Here is a 21,240-nt window from a genome sequence, read left to right as displayed (position 1 = left end):
TATGGCACAAAGAAAATAGTTGCATATCAAATATCTAAACAAAATAATAATCAAATCGTTAAAGATACTTTTAATCAAATAAAGAGAAAGATAATTCCAACAAAAACAATGATTCATAGTGATCGAGGATTTCAATATACTTCTCATTTCTTTAAGCACTTTATAGAAAAAGGACAAATAACACATAGTATGTCACGTCCTGGCAGATGTATCGATAACGGACCAATTGAATCATTCTGGGGAACATTAAAGGAAGAAGTATATCGTTTATATCATTTCAAAACCTATGAGTCTCTCTTCAAGAAAGTTGAAGAGTATATCCACTTCTATAATGAGAAAAGAATTACTTTATCAATGGGGTTAAAAATCCCTGCATAAACAAAAAGACGAGTTCTTATGAACTCGTCATACAATTTAATTATTTTCCTGTCTACTTGACAGGGTGCACTTCAATGTTACATTTTGCTTTTTTGCTCTTTACTGAATTAACTTGTCAATCGCCTTAATAACGCCATTGTTTTCATTGGTATCTGTTACGATATCTGCAATAGCTTTTACTTCTTCGCTGGCATTTCCCATTGCAATCGCAAGTCCTGCATATTCTAACATTTCGATATCATTAGCTGCATCTCCAATAGCTGCGATTTCACTTGGTTGAATGTTTAATTTTTGGGCTAATTTTTCTAATCCAAAAGCTTTGTTCACACCTTTTGTTAGAACCTCTACTAAATACTTTTGACTACGAACCACATAAAATTCATCTCTCCACTCTTCTGGAATAAATGTTTCAAACTCATTAAGTTGTTCTTCTTCTCCCATTAGTAGAATTTTATAGAAATCAGTGTTTAAAGACTCTTCGGTTGGAATTCTTTTCAGCTTGCCACTCACAAGTTTTACATCAAACTCCATCCATTCTGTTGGATCCTCATCGAATGAATAATAGTAATCAACACCAGCCCCCATAACGCTAACTCCGTGTTTCTTGCCTAGTTCAATCCATTTTTGAATTGCAGCAGAATCAACAAAGGCATCCATCACGCGTTTACCGGTTTGACTCTCATAAATGTTCGCACCATTTTGGCTAATAATATAGTGGTTTTCTTCTAAATAGCCTAAGTCTTTTAAATAAGGACGAATTCCACTCTCAGGGCGTCCAGTACAAAGAACTAATAAAGTATCCGTTCCTTTTTTATGGAAATCTTTGAAGTATTTTTTTGTATCTTCTAGTATTTCTTTTTTACTGTTTAATAATGTGCCATCCATGTCGATAGCTACTAGCTTAATCATAGAAATCCTCCTAGTTCTAAGTTGCTAATATCTATTTTATCAAATTAACAACCATTTAACCATTCAAAAATGACATCGTTTGTGACAAAGGATGCTCCATTCTGACAGTGAAGCTCACTAAAGTATTTTTCTTTATCAAATACAACTAATCTCTTTTCTTTTATACTGAGTGAATGGTAGTATTCGATCCCTAATGACGAATCATAATAGTTATCTTTTTTTGAAACACAAATTAACACTGGATTTTTCACCGGAAGCTCTTCAAATTCCCTACAATAACGAATAAGTTCATTTAAGGAGCTCCTTCCAAACACCCATTTTGCGTTTTCTATTTGCCAATTTAAGAATGGAACTTTCTTGATATAGAAAGAAACAATTTTCTCAATTGCTATTGGGAATCCAGTTTCAAGATAACGATGAAGGAATTTTGGAATATTCATTTTAAAGGAATCTAGTAAGGACGGAAAATAATTATACAATACTACTTTGTCTAATACTTGTGGATTTAAATTAGAAGTACGAGCCATAAGTAAACCACCTAAAGATAATCCAATTCCAATTTTAGGAGATACAATTTCATCCTTGTAAGCATCTACTACCTGAGAAACAACCGTATCCCAGTTGGGTATAAAAGCTTTATGTTGATAGCGTATGACATTGGATTGCCCTGGTCCTTCAAAAAGGATACAATTATATCCTTCGTCTAAAGCTGCTTTAACATTTGTGAAATAAAGTTCCTCCAACAATCCATCAAAACCACTACAAATTAGTAAAGTTCCTTTACAATTTTTTGTTGTTCTAAATGATAAAGTACGTAAAGTCACTTCTTTAAAATGTATGTTTTTCATTTGATACGGAATTCGTAAAAGGTCTAATCCACGATAAAAGTATTCAACGGAATTGTTATAGACTTCTAACTTCCGAGAGTCAGTTGGATGTAAGAAAAATTCAGCAGCTTGATAATAACGACTAGCTCTTAAAAAAGTCTTTCCTTTAGAGATATCACTTATATAAAATCTACTTGTTAATAAATCCCCAACCTCCTTCCACTCAGTATACCAAGACTCATAGTCTCTTTCTTTAATTTTTTCTGAAGTAGTAGAAACCTCAGCAAAATCACTTCCCCCATATGGGCAGTACCACATTAAGCGTCTCGTCTCAAAATCAAATTCAAACGTCTTAAAAAACATTTTTATCCTCCTTAATAGTCTAAATACATGTTAATATGTATAATTATAAAGAATAATTATACAATTAATAGAAGTTACTTTGAGGTGCCTGCACATGGAAAATGAAACATATTTACGAAAATTAGCTCTCCCCTTGTTAGGAAAATGGAGTGTCTTTATCTTATTAACTCTCGAAAAAGAAGAAATGTATTTTGCGCAAATTGAAAGAACACTCGGTTCCATTTCTCGTAAAGTCCTTACCCAATCTTTAAATGATTTAATCGAAATCGACATTCTATACAAACGTGGTATGGCCAGTACTGGTCATAAAACCTATTATGGATTGACGCCTTTAGGAAAAAGGCTACTTCCCCTGATTCATCAAATTAAAGAATGGATTCGTGAAAACAAAGACGAATTAGAAAATTAAATCATAAAAGAATATTAATAACAAAAAAACACTCTTGGTCTCAAGAGTGTTTTTTTGTTATTTTAAGATTTTAATTGTAACTGTTCTTCTTCCCCATTGATTGGCTTGATCGACAGAAACGAAATGAAGGTCAATTTTATTTCCCTTTATCGCACTACCAGTATCTCCAGCAATTGCAACGCCATAACCAGGAACCTCAATCAAACTTCCTAAAGGAATGACACTTGGATCGACTGCAATAACGGTTGGATTAGAGCGCAAATCAATTCCTGTTGCTGTATAGTATCCTAAACCAGGTTCATTATATGAATATCCAGTTGCGACTACTTGTAGTGTTCTTCCGCTAGATTGTGAGGAACTTGAACTGTTTGAGGTTGTCGTTGGCGTCTCAGTCGTAGTAGGAGCTGCTTGAGTCGTCGACGTTGAAGGCTCAGCGGCTACTGGTTTAGCAACGGTCGTATCCTGACTCGAAGTAGATGGCGCCACCTGATTCGTTTGTTTGGAATCACTCGTTAAAGCAGCAATTGTAGGTGAAAAAGCTACTTTTGCTTCTTTCTTTTCCTTTTCCATCTTCTCAAATGTTGCTTTATTATCAGCAATCAACTGCTTAAGTCCTTCAATTGAACTTTGGTAGGATTGACTTTCAGAAGTTAATTTTTCTTTCTTGGTTTCTAAATCACTTTGTGCCTGAGAAGCTTCAGTTTTCAAACGATTCAACTCATTCACTTGATCTGCCAAGCTCTTCAATACTTCTTCATCGGATTGGAAGAACTGTTGAAACACAAATAAACGATTTAGAAAATCTGAAATACTTTCTGAATTTAGTAAGTGAAGGATACTATAAGTTGCCAAATCTGAAATTTGCATCAATTGCAATCTTTTGCTAGCAACCACTTTTCGTTCTTCCACTTTCGCTTCTTGAGTTTTCACTTTTTCCGCAAGGGTTTCTTGCTCTTTATGAAGCGATTCAATCTGTTGGTTTAAACTTTCAATTTCTTGATACTTTGTATTCACTTTTTGTAGTTCTGACGATAATTGAGCTTCTAATTTTTGCACATCCGTTTCTTCTGCAAACACAGAAGGAGCTAAAGGTCCTGCAACTAAAAAGAATGCTGTTGTTGTCAAAAATAGTTTTTTCATCTTTTTCAAAAGCGATATTCACCACACTTTCTCCAACATACTCCTTATTTTACAAGAGGAACATATGGAGAACGTATCAGTTATATTACAAAGTTGTAACAAAAGTTTACAGTTTTATGATTCCTTAAGATAGGCTTTTAGAGCTTCTAATAATTCATCACTGCTAGAAACAATCTCTCCACGAAGTTTTACCAAGCCTACTGTATATAAATTAACATAGCTAAATTGGGATTCAGCTACCTCTTGCAAGGCAGCTATTTTTTGAGGATTATCTGCTCCTTGTTGACGACTGTCTGTGTATAAGCCAAGTATCGGCATGTCTGCATGGTATGCTACTCCAATTTCACTTGCAACACCAACATCAATGACCGCTCCATCTAATACCGCAATCATTAAATCTGAATCTAATAATGCATCTGTATCGTACTGTGCAATCATCGTTGAGTCCGCATACGAGCTCTTATCATTAATCGCCATTTGTTCTTGTGGCAAATACACCTCTACTCCTGGAAACTGATGGCGAATTTTTTCTACGAGTACTTTGTTAAAGGCTATTTCCATTTCCGAGAATAATGGACTTGCAAAATAAATTTTTGTCATTTGAATACCTCCTCTAATAACTTTATCCTACACTAAAAACACCAAAAAGACCAGAAGACTTTAATCCTTCTGGTCTAATAATTTATTAATTGTATAAAGCATCTACACGTGCTTGAACTGCCTCATCTTCAAGGAACTCATCATAAGTAGAGCCAAGTCGGTCTACAATGCCTTTTGGTCCAATTTCGATAATGCGGTTTGCTGTTGTTTGAATGAACTCGTGGTCATGACTTGAGAATAGTAATGAACCTTTGAACGCGATTAAACCATCATTCAATGCTGTGATTGATTCTAAGTCTAAGTGGTTTGTTGGATCATCTAAGATTAACACGTTTGCTTTAGAAAGCATTAATTTAGATAACATACAACGCACTTTTTCTCCCCCTGAAAGAACGGTTACTTGTTTCATAACATCGTCTCCGGAGAATAACATACGACCTAAGAAGCTACGTAAGAAGGTGTTATCTTGCTCTTCCACTGGCGCGTATTGACGTAACCACTCTAAGATGTTTAATTTTTCGTTTGAGAACTCATCTGTCATATCTTTTGGTAAGTATGCTTGACTAGTTGTAACACCCCATTTGAATGTACCACTGTCAGCTTCCATTTCGCCTGTTAAAATCTTGAATAATGTGGTGATCGCAATATCTGAACGGCTTAAGAACGCAACTTTATCATCTTTAGATAATTGGAAGCTTACGTTTTCGAAAATCACTTCGCCATCAATTGTTTTTGATAGGCCTTCGACTAATAATAAGTCATTCCCAATTTCACGCGCTGGTGAGAATCCAACGAATGGATATTTACGGCTTGAAGGTTGAATATCATCCAATGTAATTTTATCCAACATTTTCTTACGAGAAGTCGCTTGTTTTGATTTAGAAGCATTCGCAGAGAAACGAGCGATGAATTCTTGTAACTCTTTGATTTTTTCTTCTTTTTTCGCGTTTTGGTCTGCTAATAATTTCGCAGCTAATTGGCTTGAATGTAACCAGAAATCATAGTTCCCGACGAATAATTTAATCTTACCAAAGTCAACGTCCGCCATATGTGTACACACTTTATTTAAGAAGTGACGGTCATGGGAAACAACGATGACTGTGTTATCAAAGTTGATTAAGAACTCTTCTAACCATGCGATTGATTTTGCATCCAAACCGTTTGTAGGTTCGTCTAATAAAAGAACGTCTGGTTTACCGAATAACGCTTGTGCAAGTAACACTTTAACTTTGTCTGCTTCGACTAATTCGCTCATTAATTTGTAGTGTTGGTCTTCAGTGATTCCTAAGCCTTGTAATAATTGAGAGGCATCACTTTCAGCTTCCCAACCGTTTAATTCAGCAAATTCGCCTTCAAGTTCAGCAGCACGGATACCATCTTCATCAGAAAAGTCTTCTTTCATGTAGATAGCGTCTTTCTCTTTCATAATGTCATATAAATGTTTATGCCCCATGATTACAGTATCGATTACACGTTCATCTTCGAATGCGAAGTGGTCTTGTTTTAAGACTGTTAAACGTTCATGTGGATCTAGAATCACTTCACCAGTTGTTGGTTGTAATTCTCCAGATAGGATTTTTAAGAAAGTTGATTTTCCGGCACCATTCGCACCAATAACCCCATAACAGTTTCCTGGTGTAAAAGTGATGTTTACATCATCAAACAATTTACGGTCTGAAAATAATAGACTTACGTTTTGTACTTTTAGCATTTCGTTCTCCTTTGTTTTTGAATTCGATTCATTCTATCATACTCTCACTCTTTTTTAAACCTTTGTACTAACTGTGACATAAAAATAAGCTAGCCTGCTTCAGACTAGCTCACTTGCTTACTTGGTAAATTTTAATTCAACCTTGTATCCATTTTTTGCAGCCAAATCAATAATGGTCGATAGTCTTGAATTACTCTTCCCGTTTTCAAGAATGGAGACTTTATTTTGCATTAGTTCATTCGCTTTGGCGTATTTTCTCTGAGAAAGTCCCGTTTCCAATCGCAGCTCAACTAACTGCAAGGCAATCTTTTGCTTCGAATACTCCTTATTAAAATCCTCTACAAATTCAGGATAAGTAGACTCTAACTCTGTGTATAACTTCTTTTGGTATTGGCCCATTTGGTACACCTTCCTTATAGTTTCTGGATACTTCGAAAACTAAAGTATCACGATTATCCTTAACCTCTCCCCATTTTTCCCAGACGGATGGCGTAATCCCTTCCTCTTCAACAATGGTCAGTATCGCAAGTATTTTTACTAACTCATCATAAGGAAAATCTTTAATCTGCTCGTATGTCGATTCTCCAATTTCATATGTTTCCCCCATAAACATCCCTCCTAATCTCATTATACTTTATAAGAGTGATACCGTATACGGTATCACTACACTTTTACAAAAAAATCCGTAGACAAAATGCCTACGGATAATTTAATTATTCAGTTACAATAACCGGACGTTTTAAACGTTCCACAGTTTCAGCAATGTTTCTGAAATGGTCACTCACACGTTCTAAGTTACTGAGTAGATCCATAACAAAGATTCCAGATTCCGCTGAAGCAATTCCTTTATTCATACGTTTCATATACTTATCGCGTACTTCAATTTTTAATTTATCAACGTCACGTTCAATTTGGATTGCTTGTTGGACTTTATCTTGGTCACCAGTAGATAATGCATCAATGGATAACGCAAAACCTCTTTTAATAAGCTCATAGATTCCGTCTAATTCTTTAACGGTATCTTCATCAAGAAAAATTTCACGTTCGATAATCGATTTTGCAAAGTCAGCAATATTTTCTGCATGATCCCCGATACGTTCAATATCATTTGCAGTACTAAATAATTCATCGATTGTTTGCTGGTCTTTAGCAGAAACTTTTTGTTGAGAAATTTCCACTAAATACTTAACAATCGCTTTTTCATAAGCGTTGATATTCTTCTCGTTCTCAAGTGCCTTTTTAACAAGCTTTTTATCTCTGTTACGAGCAGCACCTACTGCATTATCAAGAGCTTGAATGGTTTCTTGAGCCATTGCCGCAAATTCATACATGGTATTTTCTAAGGCGATTGAAGGAGTAACCAAAATGCGTTTATCAAGATAACGCGTAATGCTTTCTTCTTCATCTTCCCCATCTGGAATAATCATTTGGATTAATTTCACTAGAAGATTTGTGAATGGGAATAAGATAATTACATTTACGATATTAAAAATCGTATGCGCATTGGCAATTTGTCGAGCCACATTCCCTGGATCAATGCTTTCAACGACATTCACAAGAATGTTACTTAAGAAAAGCATGAAGTAAATTGTACCAATGATATTAATCATTAAGTGGAATAAAGCTACTTGTTTTCCTCGGCGAGAAGTACCCAAACTACTAATTAATGCGGTCGTACATGTTCCAATGTTATCACCAAAGATAATGAAAATAGCAGTTGTAATTGGAAGCATACCTTGACTAGCAAGAGCAATTAAAATCCCGATCGTTGCTGAAGAACTTTGCAACACAAATGTCATTAAAAGACCGATTCCTACACCCACGAATGGATTGCTACCATATTGAAGAATCCAGTTTGTAAATTCAGGTAATTCTTTTAGAGGTTCTAGTGAGTTACTTAATGTACTCATCCCGATAAATAGAATCCCAAAACCAATAAAGATTTCACTCGCTTCTTTTACTTTTGGATTTTTCGTTAGCATGTTGGCTACTAAACCAGCAGCTATGACAAGCGGTGCCCATTGTGACAAATTAAAAGAAACCATTTGTCCTGTAATGGTCGTCCCAATATTTGCCCCGAAGACAACTCCAACTGCTTGAGCGAGTGTCATAAGACCAGCATTTACGAAACCAACAACCATTACTGTCGTTGCTGAAGAACTTTGAATAATCGTAGTTACAAACATCCCTACTAATACGGACATCAAACGATTTTTTGTCAATCTACGAATGATTCCTTTCAATCCTTCACCTGCAACTTTTTGCAATCCGTCGCCCATCAATTGCATCCCGTATAAGAATAAACTGAGTCCTGCAATTGCGCCTAGAATCATCTGCGTGTACATAAAATTGTAACTCCTTTAAAGTATAACGTTTAGGTATAAATTCATTTTCAGAAAGATTGTAACACATCAATTTTAATTACGAAAGTGTTCGCTTTATATCAGCTTCTTCAAAATGGTTTACAAGCGGTTTGATATCTTGAACATATTCAAGACAGCCCATATATTTCCCTTCTTCATCCCAAACAGTATGGTAGGTCACATGAACCATTTTATCTTCTGTTTTAAACCACATTTCTTCTTTTTCTTTTTGTTTTGATTTTAACTGTTCAAAAATAGTTTGGACCGTTTCATGGACACGAGGCGGGTGACACAGAATAACATCTCTTCCAATTGCACTTGGGGTTCTCTTAAAGATTTTTTCTTCGCCCTTTCCTTCGTTGTAGTACTTAACTATATTTTGATCGTCAACAAAAGATAATTCCATCGGTAATAAATTTAAAATTAAATTCAATTCTTTTAACGAAAGCGAACCGGTAGATAAAGGAATATCTCCCTCTGATTCAACTTGTGTTTCCTCTTTTACTGGGGAAAACGATTTCTTAACAGCCCATTCTTTTTCAGGTTTAACGATACAGTATCCATATTCAGGTGACTGAGACGCTATTGCTTCCCAATCGTCTACATGAAACACTTGCTCTACCATTGGGATTAAGATATTTTCTTCTTTTTGAATCATCTCTAACATTTCGTCACGGGCTATTTGAAATTCTTCCAAAGTGGATTCTTTACCATCGTTCAAAGCTTTTTTGAAATCACGGTACAAATCTCTTATTTGGTCGTGTACTCCCCACATCACTTTTGGTGGGGCTGTAATTCCCTTTTTTTCCATTAAAGGAAACATTGCATACTCTTTACGTTGATAATGATTTTCAAACTGATCCAGCAAAGAAATTTGTCTTCTTAATCCTTTTTCAATTGTAGAATCCTTTGTTTCGAGATAATTGACTAAGAGGCGCTCCACTCTATCTAAAGCCCCTCTAATAGCCAAGTTTTCCATTTTCATCACGTGAACTGGATGTCCTGGTTGTTCAAAGTCCGCTACAGTTGTCTGCGTATTCACTTTAGAACCCATCAAATTGGCGTGAACATTACATAAACTCATGATTTCAGCAAAAGTAATACCTTCACTCATTAAGTTTCTTTCCATCAATTGAATCTCGTATGGAGAAATCTCGTCAAACACTTCATTGAACTCTTCTTGAATAACTTCTTTATCCTCACCCGCGTGAAGTCTGAGCATTAGATTTTTTAGAATTTCTTGACGTTCTTCCATAGTGTAATCTTCTTTAGCCATCTAATCCCTGCTTTCTTTTACGATATATCCATTCGCTTCAAGAGTTTCTACAATGGTAGTCAGTGGAATTTTAGCGATCTTTGACCCTTTTTTTAGACTCGTTATTCTCCCCACTGTTTGTACCATTTGTGGTTGATTTAAGGGGGTAAACCCGATTTCCACTAACAAATCCTTTACTTCTGGGTGTTCCTTTAAAGTAGTAAATACAGTGTCTTCTAAATAGATTGTATTCATTGTAAACCTCCTAGAAACCACGTTGGATAAAGTAAATTCCAACTGAATAGTACAATATCACTAGAATATATAAAACAATCTGCCATTTAGTAAAAGTGATGAACCCAATTCCTTTAAAGGCATGATTCTCACTAATGTAAGCTTTAATCTCTGGTAATTTTGCAAATAAAATATAAATTAATAGAACAAATCCTAGAAGTTCTAAAATCGAATGGAGTGGATGTTTGTCTATCACAATGGCAGGAGAAAGGTAAACATCCACAATAATTGCAAATATAAAGTTATTAATCATATGAAACGCTACAGCCCATTGGAATCCATACTCAAATGCAATATAGGCTAACAGAATTCCCAAGAAGAATGTAAAAATTTCTTGTGATAAATTTGCATGGAATAAAGAGAAAATCATTGCAGAAAAACCAATCGCAAATATTTTCCCATAGCGTTCCATTCGGTATCCAATAAAACCTCTAAAAATAACTTCTTCAATAAATGGAGCAACAACGCCTAAATAAAGTACAAATACAATACTACTCGTAATTTCTGGAGAAGCATCTCCTAAAAGCGTAGCAGGAATCCCCATTTGTGTAAATAATTTATCGATTCCTATTAGAATCAACTTAGAAACGAAACGAATCCCAAAAATGGAACCAGATATTAAGAAGAAAGTTCCTACGTTCATTTTCTTAGGAGCAACATGTTCAAAAATCCGTTTAAATGGGAATTTAGTTTTAACGACCCAAGCAATAAGGCCAACAAACGCACCAATGTACAAAAATACAGCTGTAATGGTATAAACAAAGCTAGTATCCATCAGTAAATAATGATATTTTGAATCTAATTGCATTTGTCTTAATACAGATCTTCCTAAAAGACTAAAGAAGAAAAAGATTATAAAATAGATTAATAGTCTTCTTGCAATTGATAAAATATCTTTCTTGTATTCAGATTTTACATTCTCTTTTGAAGGAGAAGTTTCCTCAATATTAAAATCATCATTTTGTGTTTGATACATCATTTCCACCTCTATTAATTTTATTTTTAATAACAGCTCGTTTTAGACGAAAGACTAAAAACGTGCAATTGGACATTAAGCCCAAAATTAATCCTATCCAATATGAAAATGGACCGAAATTAAAACCATAATGTAAAAGGAAACCAATGGGTAGCCCAATGAGCCAATATCCAATTAAACACAAGATAAACGGCATTTGAACATCCTTAAATCCTCTTAAGATTCCTTGGATAGGAGCAGCAATAGCATCAAATAGTTGAAAAAGTAAACTATATGCTAAAAATTGAATAGTAAGTTTAATAAACTCCTCTTCACTTCCATAGAAACTTGCTATGGTATTCAAATTTAACGCTAAACATATAAGCGTCACAACTGCAATGATAAAGGATGTCAAAATCCCTATCTTACTATATTGAACCGCTGATAAAATATTTTTCTGCCCAACTTCAAAAGATACAATAATCGTTAAAGCAGTAGAAATACTAATAGGAAAAGCATAAATCAATGTAGCAAAGTTCATAGCAGCTTGGTGAGCTGCTATAACCGTTGTTCCAAAGCCAGCCATTAATAATCCTACAAAACAAAATATAGCAACTTCTGCAAAAATCGATAATCCAATGGGAAATCCAATTTTAAAAGGTTCCTTCCATAAGGATAAACGGATTCCTTCCCACTTAAAAATGGGATATTCTTTTAATTCTGAGTGCCATTTAAAAACAAAATATGCAATGACCAATAGTCCCCAATAAGCTAAAGCCGTTCCCAGCCCTGCTCCTGGCCCTCCCATTTCTGGAAAACCAAATTGACCGTAAATCAGAGAATAGTTAAAAAATACGTTCAATGGAACTACTAAAACCATTAATAGCATTGAAAGTTTGGTTAACCCTAGGGCATCTACAAATGATCGCATTACGCTAAATAATAGTAAAGGTACTAACCCAAGAGATAACCAGGATAAGTACTCAAACGCAATCATTTCTACTGACAACTCTAAATTCATGATTCCTAAAGTGGGCTTCAAAAATATACAGCCAAAAAGAAATAATAGAAAAGCTAGAAATATTCCAATCAGTAAATATTGACGCATGACTTCTATAATTTTCTCTTTTTTCTTTTGACCTAAATATTGGCCAACGATTGGAACTAACCCAGAGACTATCCCTGTCAACATTGTAAAGAACGGTGAGTATAGGCTTCCTCCAATCGAAACCCCAGCTAAATGAACTTCATTGTAACGTCCTGTCATTACTGTATCGATAAATTGAGCTGAATAATTCGCTAACTGATAAATTAAGACAGGAATCAATATTTTTAGTAAATGTTTTATTTTATGATTTTTTTGAGTAGTAAGTTCCATTAATTCTCCTTTATTAACTCCTCGATGGAATTTACTTTAACGAATGCGGTTTTAAAACAATTCTCATTGTCTTCGTTATTCACAACAGCTACAAAGCCTGCAGTATGACTCGCAAACTCTTCATCAATAGAAGAATCTCCAATATAGATCATTTCATGAAATAATACGTGGAACTCATTCGAAATAACCTCTAATGCGTCGATCGCGGGTTTAGAAGGAAATTCATCAGTCGTTCCGATAAAATCAAATAAAGATTCTACCTTCAATACTTCTAATACGGCTTTAGTTGGTAATTTGGAATCATTTGTTACTAAAGCTAACGTAAAACCCAACTCTTTGAATCGTTGAAGAGTCTTTTTAACATTCCCAAGAGCGATAATTTTATCTGGATTGGAAGTAATATATTGATAAAAAAATTGAACCGTAAACTGATAAATCTCCTCAATATCAAACTCTCCAAATTGAGCAATCACTTCCAGCATGTCTCGAACGCTTCCTGTTGCAATAACACTATTTTCAATTATTTCAGAGCTGGTAATTCCTAACTTTTCATATAAAGTCCGATTTTTCTCTTTATCTAAACGCATTCCATTTCTCGCTAATAAAGCTTCGATAACTTGTAAAGTAGGCTCCAACCATAAAGCGGAAGTATCTGTAAGCGTCCCGTCTTTATCAAAAATAAGAACCTTAATCTGATGATGATTTAAATAATCCAAAAATTTCATTGTCATTATTCAATACTTTGGAGCTCAACGGAAATAATATTTTCTAATGAGCTGATTTCCTTCAATAATTCTTCTACACTAACAGTTGCTTCAGAAATATCAATCATAATTTGAACAACCGCTACACTATGAATGGCTAATCCTTGGAATATCGTTAAAATATTCATGTTACGACTCGCAAATACATCTAGCGTTTTCGTTAACGTTCCTCTAATGTTCTTCATATGAATATTAATAGAAGCTTTTCTTCCTGCATTCACAGAGGAGAAACCTTGTACTTTGCGATAATATTTGTAGTACACACTTCTGGAGATACCAACCATTTTCACTACTTCGGTTACATCTTTTGCTTGTCCAGTAGCAAGTAATTCCTTTGCTTGCAAAACTTTAGAAAAAACCGGTGGCACAGCATCTTCTGATACTAAAAAATGTTTTTGTCTATTCATTTGCTGTCCTTCTTTCATAATCATTTGTATTCATTTTACCTTATATCAAAGACAGATATCAATTGATTCCTGGAAAAACAAAAAAGAAGTCAGAAAAAATTCTAACTTCTTCTCATAAAGTCATATGGAGAAAGATTCTCCATTCCAATCATCGGTGAAATCAAGTCCTCATCGATCATTCTCATATTTAACACGACGTTTTCTTTTGAATGGGACTCCTCCACATTAAATGAATGAGTATCACTGCTATCTTCTACAATTTTTTCTGCAAATTCGTCAAAAGCATTTGTACTCAAATCTCTAAGGAATTCTTGTAAAAAAGTTGCTCTTTTAGGGGAAATGGTGGTCGCGCTTTTTTGAAAGGCTCCAGCCTCTCCACATAAAATTAAGTACTGTTGACTTCTAGTAACTGCTGTATACAGAAGATTTCTTTGTAGCATTCTAGAATATTGATTAACCATTGGTAGAATCACCATTTTAAATTCGGAGCCTTGCGCCTTATGAATAGAACAGCAGTAGGCTAAAGTTAATTGTTGCCAATCCGTTCTAGTGTACTCCACCTCAGTTTGGTCAAATAAAACATAAATCTTGTCTACTTGATCTTCATTTTCTTTTGCAAATTGAATTGCTGTAATCTCCCCAATATCACCATTATAAACATTTTCCTCAGGCAAATTCACCAATTGGAGAACTTTATCTCCAACACGAAACACTCTATCAAACGATTCCACCTCACGAGCACTATTTCCAATTTTCGGATTTAATATTTCTTGCATCATTTGATTAATGGCGTTTATTCCAGAGTCTCCCTTGTACATAGGAGCTAATACTTGAATATCTTTTTTCGTGTAACCTTTTTTCAAAGCTGCGACCACTACTTGTTCGATAATCGACACTAGGCGCTCCGGAGTACATGGTAGAAAACTTCTATCTAGCTGTTTTTGAGCGAAATTATTCGGTAAAAACCCATCTTTAATACAGTGAGCTAATTCTACAATAGAAGATTGATTTGTCTGACGATGGATTCGTTTCAACTCCATTGAAGGAATTGATTTTGTTTCAAGTAAATCTGTAAGGACTTGACCAGGTCCAACCGAAGGCAATTGGTTACTATCACCGACTAACAATATTTTCAAACGATCAGGAGAAGCCTTTAATACACGATTCATTAACCACGTATCCACCATTGACATTTCATCAATGATTAAAAACTCACCATTAATCTCTTTATCTTCAAAACTTTCTTCGGGACTATCAATAGCAATTCCCAGCAAACGATGGATTGTTGATGAAGGAAATCCCGTGAGTTCATTCATTCTTTTAGCCGCACGCCCTGTCGGAGCAGCTAAAACCAGAGCATCTTCTACATCTTGAATTTCGTTCAATTGGCAATAGACATCAATCACAGCATTTATAATCGTTGTTTTTCCCGTACCAGGTCCACCTGTTAATACAAATATCGGTTCATGCATAATTTGATCAATGGCCTCTTTTTGGGATTCATCATAAGTGATGTCAAATTTTTCTTGAGTTCTTTGAATCGCTTTACTAATGGATTCTTTAGAAAGAGTGTCTTTTTCATTAGTCACTCTTCTAGAAATTGCATTTCGTATTCCAAGCTCTGCATAATAAAGAGAAGCGATAGCAATTCTACTTTCATCTGAATAAACAACGCCTTCTCGAATTAAATCATTTAAAGCATCTACCAATTTTTCAGGATCAATTAAATAATTCTGACAGGATTCTAACAAACGCTGCGCCTGAGTAATTAAGACTTCACTTGAAATATAAGTATCGCCTGTCTGGTAGCAGAAGTCTCTAGTAACAATAAATAAGGCACCTTTTAATCTTGATGCATCATCAGGATCAATTCCCATTGATTGAGCAATACTATCCATCCTTCTAAATCCAAGACCTTCAATTTTTTGTAACAATAGATAAGGATCTTCGTCTAGAATCTGTTTAGCTTTGTCCTTAAACATTCCAATAATCTTTTGCGCGATAGAAGGTGTAAAACCTAAATTCGTTAACTCAAACATCAATTTTTCCGTGCCTTGATTTTGAGTAATAACTTCACGAATCATTTCCTTTTTCTTTTTCGTTAATCCTGTAATTCCATCCAGAGCATTGCCGTCATTTAATATGCGTTCGAGGGCATCTTCTCCTAATTTTTCGACGATTTTCTCGGCAGTTTTCTCCCCAATTCCTGGAAAATGAGCGCTTGAAAAATATTGAATAAGACCTCTTTTTCCAGTAGGTTGTGTTTGTTGATAGTTATCTGCTTGGAATTGTTCTCCATATTTTGGATGTGAGACAATTTTTCCATTAAAACGATAGGAGATATCCGAATGAATTTGGCCGAAAATTCCTGTAACAACAATCTCGTCATCTACTGATACACAGTTTGACTCAATCACACGGACCAACAAAACTTTGTAAAAATTTTGTGCATTCTCAAAAAATGTTGTCAGTACTTCTCCAACAATATAATTAGGCTCACTCATTTGGAATCTCCTTTCTTTATTTTATTTATACGTATTGACGTTCTTCCCCGTTCATATACGCTTTATCAATGATGCCTCCACCAAGACATTCTTCTCCGTTATAAAAGACAACAGCTTGACCAGGTGTAATCGCACGAACAGGTTCATCAAAAACTACTGTTGCCCGCGTTGGGTCCTTTTCATCTAACACAACTTTCACTTTTGTATCTTGTTGACGGTATCTAAATTTAGCCGTACATTCAAATGTTTGCTCTTTTGGTAAGTCATTTGTAAATTGAATATCTGTTGCTGTTAAGCTATCTGAGTAAAGGTTTGGATGATGGAATCCTTGACCAACATATAATGTGTTTGTTGATAAGTCTTTCCCGATAACGAACCATGGATCATTCGTCTTACCACCGCCACCGATACCAAGACCTTGGCGTTGTCCAATTGTGTAGTACATCAGTCCAGCGTGGTCGCCTTTTACTTCTCCATCAAGGGTCACCATTTTACCAGGTTTAGCTGGCAAATAGTTTGATAAGAACTCATTGAAGTTACGTTCTCCGATGAAACATACTCCAGTTGAATCTTTCTTCTTAGCAGTCGCAAGATCATACTTTTCAGCAATCTCACGCACTTCTTTTTTCTCTAAGTGTCCAATTGGGAACATCGCTTTTTCTAATTGTTTTTGGTTTAATTGACTTAAGAAATACGTTTGGTCTTTATTATTGTCCTTTCCTCTTAATAGGTGAACAATTCCGTTTTCGTCCTTCTCAACACGAGCATAGTGGCCCATTGCCACATAATCTGCTCCTAATTGCAGTGCATAATCTAAAAACGCTTGGAATTTTACTTCTTTATTACACATCACATCTGGGTTTGGTGTACGTCCTAGACGATATTCGCGAAGGAAGTATTCAAATACACGGTCCCAGTACTCTTTCTCAAAATTTACTGAATAATATGGAATACCGATTTGTTCAGCAACAGCAGCAACGTCTTTATAATCCTCTGTCGCAGTACAAACTCCATTTTCGTCCGTATCATCCCAGTTTTTCATAAAAATACCGATGACATCGTATCCAGCCTCTTTTAATAAAAGAGCTGTTACGGAAGAATCCACTCCTCCACTCATGCCAACGACAACCCTAATTTTTTCATTACTCATTTTTTCACCATCATTTCTTTTTATTTCCTGAACTAGTCGATTTGAAGGTCGAGTTGTCAGATTTATCCTTAATTTTAAATTTATTTTTTAATTTTTCAAAAAAATTGCTTGAAAATCATTGAAAATGCGATAGTACTGGGATTTTTGCCCAGTCGTGCTTTTGACAAACGATTTCATTTTCACTATAATTATATTGAGAAAAAGGGGGCGAAGGTGTATGATGATCTCTTTACGAGCAGCACGGGTTAATCGTAATTTAACACTGTTAGAAGCCGCCAAATATCTTAAAATAAACAAAGATACGCTTACGAAGTATGAAAAAGATTCAACCAATCTTCCATATTCTTTAAGCAAGAGAATGCAGGAGCTATATGAAGTTCCTAGCGAGAATCTTTATTTTGGCGATACCTTAAGCTTCGTAGCACAATTCAAACCGCTACCAGAAGTCGAATAACAGTCCATAGGGTACTCTGCCCGTGCATGATAAATGAGACAGTTCAAATTGAACTGTCTCTCTTTCTTTGTCCTTACTTCGTTGTTACTTCTAGAACTCCACGTTCTACTAAGCCTTCTAAAATGAATTCCAATTTTTCAACAGCCATTGCTGTATTTGATTTTCCATACAAATCTACTGTTTGAAGACCATTCTTAGTAACCGTTGAAATTTTTAATGATTTTTTATCTTTGTCAACCATCACTTTTAATTTTAAGCCACGGTGATCATCAATGGTATTATCTAAACTACGAATTAGTTGAAAATTCCCAGATTTTGTCTCTGTAAAGCCATTATCACGTAATGTGTATCCTTTACATGTTGGACTAACCGAAAATACTTGGTTTGACCCTTTTAATGATGCAGTTGGTGTAAATGCCATATACGTTTCTCCTCTTTCTTTTTCTACAAAATTAGTTTACCATATTTTCCCTTTAAACAAAAGCTCTCTTTTACTAGAAAGCATCCACAAATGCATCAATATCCCCTTTTGTTGACCCCATTCCAAATGAAAGTCTGATGGACTCTTCAAGACGACTCGTTTCATCTGGATACATTGCAGATAATACCGGACTAATTTGCACGCTTCCAGCTGAACAAGCAGATCCAGCAGATACTGAAACATCTTTCAAATCATTAAAGATTAATGTTTGCGTCGCTTTTCTTCCTTTTAGCCACAGGTTACATATATGTGGATTCTTTGGATTAGCTACGCCGTTAAACTCAAATTCAATGCCTCTTTCAGACAACTTCGCGATTAGATACTCTCGTAACTCTTGATAATTTTGAACGATCTCATCTCTTTTCGTCACAACAATTTGTATTGCTTTTTCAAGACCTAGAATATAAGGAACGTTCTCTGTTCCTGCTCTAAACCCTAACTCTTGTCCACCACCCTTAATTAAAGCATGAATTGGCGCATTTTTTGATTTATATAAGAATCCAATCCCTTTTGGTGCGTAAATTTTATGCCCAGAAGCTGTTAAGTAGTCGATACCATCAACATTAAATTCTTCTTGTGCAAAGGCTTGAACAGCATCTGTATGAAAATAAGTAGGCGTTTCTTTTAAAAGAGCTGCAATTTCTTCGATTGGAAAGCGGGCACCTGTTTCATTATTAACGGTCATAATTGAAACAAGACGAGTATCCTCTCTAAGAGCTTTTTCAACCGCTGACACCTCAACACTTCCCTCTTTATTCGGAGCTAAATACGTCACCTCAAAGCCCTCTTGTGCTAAAAATTCAGCTGATTTACGAACAGAAGGATGCTCTACTGCGGAAACAATAATATGTCCTTTTTCCTTTGCAAAATGCTCCCGAATACTCTCGAATACTAAATTGTTTCCTTCTGAACCTGAGCTTGTAAAAATAATGGCATCGTGTGGAGAGGCTTGTAGTTCTTTTAAAATAGCTTTTCTCACACGTTCGATTTTTTGTTTTTGTTCACGACCAATGCGATACACACTAGATGGATTCCCAAAAGATGACATTTCCTTTGTAATCACTTCTAAAACTTCCGGATGAACCGGCGTTGTTGCTGCATAATCTAAATAATTCACCATGCATTCTCCTCACTTTCAAACAATTTTATTATAAGGGAAGTCTATTTATTGTCCTAACAAGATGTTTTAATCTTTCCTATTATATCATTCTTTCAACTTATGATACACTTAACTTAAAGAAATTTAAGGAGGAACTGAAATGAACCACCAACCGCTCGCTTACCGCATGCGACCTCGAACGATTGAAGAAGTGATTGGTCAAGAGCATCTTGTCTCTCCTGGAAAAATCATCAATCGTATGGTTGTGGCTAAACAATTATCATCTATGATTTTATACGGACCTCCAGGAACTGGAAAAACTAGTATTGCAAGTGCTATTAGCGGAAGTACGAAAGTAACCTTTAGGCAACTAAATGCAGCAACTGATACAAAAAAAGATTTGCAAATCGTTGCCGAAGAAGCCAAGATGTCTGGTAGTGTCATTTTACTACTTGACGAAATTCATCGACTAGATAAAACGAAACAAGACTTCTTATTGCCGCATTTAGAAAACGGTCGAATTATTTTAGTGGGAGCAACGACAGAGAATCCATATATTTCTATTAACTCAGCAATTCGCAGTCGTACACAAATTTTCGAACTTAAACCACTCTCTCCTGAAGATATTATAAAGGCGCTCGTCAATGCAATTGAAGATGAAGAACGCGGATTAGGAAAACTCAATTTAGACGTCTCAAAAGAAGCCTTAAATCACTTTGCAAGTAGTACCAACGGAGACGTTAGAAGTGCCCTAAACACGCTTGAACTAGCGGCAAAGTCTACTGAACCTAGTGAAGATGGGTTAATTCATATTACGATTCAAATTGCCGAAGAATGTATCCAAAGAAAGGCACTCTCCTACGATAAAGACGGAGACCAACATTACGATGTCATCTCTGCTCTTCAAAAATCCATTCGCGGTTCAGACGTGAATGCAGCCTTGCATTACGCTGCTCGTTTAATGGAAGCTGGAGATCTTACAAGTTTAATGAGACGACTCTTAGTCATTGCCTACGAAGATATTGGACTAGGAAATCCTCAAGGAGCTGCTCGCGCTGTTTCAGCCGTGCAAGCTGCGGAAAGACTAGGTTTACCGGAAGCTCGAATTCCACTAGCAAATGCGATTATCGAACTTGCCCTTTCACCTAAATCAAACACCGCTATTCGCTCAATCGATTGTGCCTTATCGGATGTCAGAAAAGGTCGTGCAATAAGTATTCCAGACTACTTAAAAGATGCTCATTATTCGGGTGCTCCAAAGTTAGGACGTGGCGTTGGATACAAATATCCTCATGATTATCCAGGACACTTTGTGAAGCAACAATACTTGCCAGATGCTCTTAAAAATGAGGAATATTTCAAAGCTGAAGCAACCTCTTCCTACGAGGAAGCTTTGATGAAACAATACCAAAAATATCGTCAAAATAATTAGTGATTTCTTAAGAAATCGGTACCAAAAATTTATTGCATTTCCCCTATTCATGTGCTACTATAATGACATAGAGATCTATGATGTGCGCGGTATTTACTAAGTGTTGACCGAACAATTTACGACTTTTTAGGGATTCAGATTGATGTTACTGATAACAAGCCTTTTCACTTGGTAGTTAGGAAGTAATACATAGAAGCCCACCTGCTTTAGATGCGGGTTCAAACTAACAAATACATCAAACGGCATCGTTGGAAATCTATATAAAGTTATTAACTTTAGGCCACTCTTCGTGAGTGGTTTTTCTTTTACCTAAATTCCCATTTTCTTCCTTTTTGGTTCCCTTTTCATTCCCTTCATTTAGGTGTAT

22 protein-coding genes and 1 other RNA gene are annotated in these 21,240 nt (G+C 35.5%); 5 read left to right on the top strand and 18 right to left on the bottom strand.

All coding sequences use genetic code 11. From position 1 onward, the window contains the following. Nucleotides 1-378, top strand: a 378-nt coding sequence (locus ADH99_RS06120) for an integrase core domain-containing protein (RefSeq protein WP_049555512.1), incomplete at its 5' end; no start/stop codon positions are given. A gap of 99 nt (nt 379-477) precedes the next feature. Here ADH99_RS06120 and ADH99_RS06115 read toward each other — a convergent pair. Further along, on the bottom strand, nt 478-1,287 hold the full coding sequence (locus tag ADH99_RS06115; protein ID WP_049555531.1) for a Cof-type HAD-IIB family hydrolase: 810 nt from the start codon (nt 1,285-1,287) through the stop codon (nt 478-480). Between the two features lie 44 nt (nt 1,288-1,331). Then, the gene (locus ADH99_RS06110; RefSeq protein ID WP_049555532.1) at nt 1,332-2,477 is read right to left on the bottom strand and encodes a hypothetical protein; all 1,146 of its coding nucleotides are present in this window, start codon (nt 2,475-2,477) and stop codon (nt 1,332-1,334) included. Between the two features lie 94 nt (nt 2,478-2,571). Between ADH99_RS06110 and ADH99_RS06105 the strand changes: the two genes are divergently transcribed. Continuing rightward, nucleotides 2,572-2,886 (top strand): winged helix-turn-helix transcriptional regulator, encoded by a 315-nt coding sequence (locus ADH99_RS06105; protein ID WP_049555533.1) that lies wholly within the window; start codon nt 2,572-2,574, stop codon nt 2,884-2,886. A gap of 57 nt (nt 2,887-2,943) precedes the next feature. Here ADH99_RS06105 and ADH99_RS06100 read toward each other — a convergent pair whose 3' ends face one another. From ADH99_RS06100 to mnmA, 14 genes are all read right to left on the bottom strand, one after another. Further along, nucleotides 2,944-4,026, bottom strand: a complete 1,083-nt coding sequence (locus tag ADH99_RS06100; protein ID WP_049555534.1) for a 3D domain-containing protein — start codon at nt 4,024-4,026, stop codon at nt 2,944-2,946. A 114-nt stretch (nt 4,027-4,140) separates the two neighbouring features. Continuing rightward, entirely contained in the window at nt 4,141-4,626 is a 486-nt protein-coding gene (locus ADH99_RS06095; RefSeq protein ID WP_049555535.1) for a nucleoside 2-deoxyribosyltransferase, read from the bottom strand. 85 nt (nt 4,627-4,711) lie between these two features. Further along, nucleotides 4,712-6,337 (bottom strand): ABC-F family ATP-binding cassette domain-containing protein, encoded by a 1,626-nt coding sequence (locus tag ADH99_RS06090; protein WP_049555536.1) that lies wholly within the window; start codon nt 6,335-6,337, stop codon nt 4,712-4,714. A 117-nt stretch (nt 6,338-6,454) separates the two neighbouring features. Continuing rightward, nucleotides 6,455-6,736, bottom strand: a complete 282-nt coding sequence (locus ADH99_RS06085; RefSeq protein ID WP_049555537.1) for a hypothetical protein — start codon at nt 6,734-6,736, stop codon at nt 6,455-6,457. Beyond that, nucleotides 6,684-6,944 (bottom strand): hypothetical protein, encoded by a 261-nt coding sequence (locus tag ADH99_RS06080; RefSeq protein ID WP_049555538.1) that lies wholly within the window; start codon nt 6,942-6,944, stop codon nt 6,684-6,686. Before ADH99_RS06080 ends, ADH99_RS06085 begins: the two co-directional genes overlap by 53 nt. A 106-nt stretch (nt 6,945-7,050) precedes the next feature. Further along, nucleotides 7,051-8,682, bottom strand: coding sequence for a Na/Pi cotransporter family protein (locus tag ADH99_RS06075; protein ID WP_049555539.1), 1,632 nt, complete (start codon nt 8,680-8,682; stop codon nt 7,051-7,053). Nucleotides 8,683-8,758: 76 nt separating this feature from the next. Beyond that, nucleotides 8,759-9,976 (bottom strand): DUF438 domain-containing protein, encoded by a 1,218-nt coding sequence (locus tag ADH99_RS06070; RefSeq protein WP_049555540.1) that lies wholly within the window; start codon nt 9,974-9,976, stop codon nt 8,759-8,761. Beyond that, nucleotides 9,977-10,210 carry a DUF1858 domain-containing protein gene (locus tag ADH99_RS06065; protein WP_005605389.1) on the bottom strand — a complete coding sequence of 78 codons (234 nt, stop codon included), beginning with the start codon at nt 10,208-10,210 and terminating at the stop codon, nt 9,977-9,979. 10 nt (nt 10,211-10,220) lie between these two features. Then, the gene (locus tag ADH99_RS06060; RefSeq protein ID WP_082160288.1) at nt 10,221-11,228 is read right to left on the bottom strand and encodes a CPBP family intramembrane glutamic endopeptidase; all 1,008 of its coding nucleotides are present in this window, start codon (nt 11,226-11,228) and stop codon (nt 10,221-10,223) included. Then, nucleotides 11,206-12,582 (bottom strand): MATE family efflux transporter, encoded by a 1,377-nt coding sequence (locus ADH99_RS06055; protein ID WP_049555542.1) that lies wholly within the window; start codon nt 12,580-12,582, stop codon nt 11,206-11,208. The genes ADH99_RS06060 and ADH99_RS06055 overlap by 23 nt, the downstream gene beginning before the upstream one ends. Next, entirely contained in the window at nt 12,582-13,313 is a 732-nt protein-coding gene (locus ADH99_RS06050; RefSeq protein WP_049555543.1) for an HAD family hydrolase, read from the bottom strand. The genes ADH99_RS06055 and ADH99_RS06050 overlap by 1 nt, the downstream gene beginning before the upstream one ends. Beyond that, entirely contained in the window at nt 13,313-13,753 is a 441-nt protein-coding gene (locus tag ADH99_RS06045; RefSeq protein ID WP_065427323.1) for an ACT domain-containing protein, read from the bottom strand. The genes ADH99_RS06050 and ADH99_RS06045 overlap by 1 nt, the downstream gene beginning before the upstream one ends. A 101-nt stretch (nt 13,754-13,854) precedes the next feature. After that, nucleotides 13,855-16,257 carry an ATP-dependent RecD-like DNA helicase gene (locus tag ADH99_RS06040; protein ID WP_049555545.1) on the bottom strand — a complete coding sequence of 801 codons (2,403 nt, stop codon included), beginning with the start codon at nt 16,255-16,257 and terminating at the stop codon, nt 13,855-13,857. Nucleotides 16,258-16,282: 25 nt separating this feature from the next. Further along, nucleotides 16,283-17,407 (bottom strand): tRNA 2-thiouridine(34) synthase MnmA, encoded by a 1,125-nt coding sequence (gene mnmA, locus ADH99_RS06035; RefSeq protein WP_049555546.1) that lies wholly within the window; start codon nt 17,405-17,407, stop codon nt 16,283-16,285. 217 nt (nt 17,408-17,624) lie between these two features. On the opposite strand from mnmA, the gene ADH99_RS06030 reads away from it, so the two are divergent. Further along, entirely contained in the window at nt 17,625-17,861 is a 237-nt protein-coding gene (locus ADH99_RS06030; protein WP_005605381.1) for a helix-turn-helix domain-containing protein, read from the top strand. A gap of 73 nt (nt 17,862-17,934) precedes the next feature. On the opposite strand, the gene ADH99_RS06025 is transcribed toward ADH99_RS06030, so the two are convergent. Together ADH99_RS06025 and ADH99_RS06020 are read right to left on the bottom strand one after the other, a co-directional pair. Further along, the gene (locus tag ADH99_RS06025) at nt 17,935-18,282 is read right to left on the bottom strand and encodes a cysteine desulfurase (protein ID WP_005605379.1); all 348 of its coding nucleotides are present in this window, start codon (nt 18,280-18,282) and stop codon (nt 17,935-17,937) included. A gap of 73 nt (nt 18,283-18,355) precedes the next feature. Then, complete coding sequence (locus tag ADH99_RS06020) at nt 18,356-19,462, bottom strand: cysteine desulfurase family protein (protein WP_049555547.1); 1,107 nt, start codon at nt 19,460-19,462, stop codon at nt 18,356-18,358. A 139-nt stretch (nt 19,463-19,601) separates the two neighbouring features. Between ADH99_RS06020 and ADH99_RS06015 the strand changes: the two genes are divergently transcribed. Together ADH99_RS06015 and ssrS are read left to right on the top strand one after the other, a co-directional pair. After that, entirely contained in the window at nt 19,602-20,873 is a 1,272-nt protein-coding gene (locus ADH99_RS06015) for a replication-associated recombination protein A (RefSeq protein ID WP_049555548.1), read from the top strand. Between the two features lie 69 nt (nt 20,874-20,942). Continuing rightward, nucleotides 20,943-21,132: non-coding RNA, 6S RNA (gene ssrS, locus ADH99_RS10180), on the top strand. The last annotated feature ends 108 nt before the right edge of the window (nt 21,133-21,240 follow it).

The sequence above is a fragment of the Granulicatella sp. 572.rep1_STHE genome (assembly GCF_001073445.1).
GTDB lineage: Bacteria > Bacillota > Bacilli > Lactobacillales > Aerococcaceae > Granulicatella > Granulicatella adiacens.
This window is presented reverse-complemented; position numbering and strand designations above follow the sequence as displayed.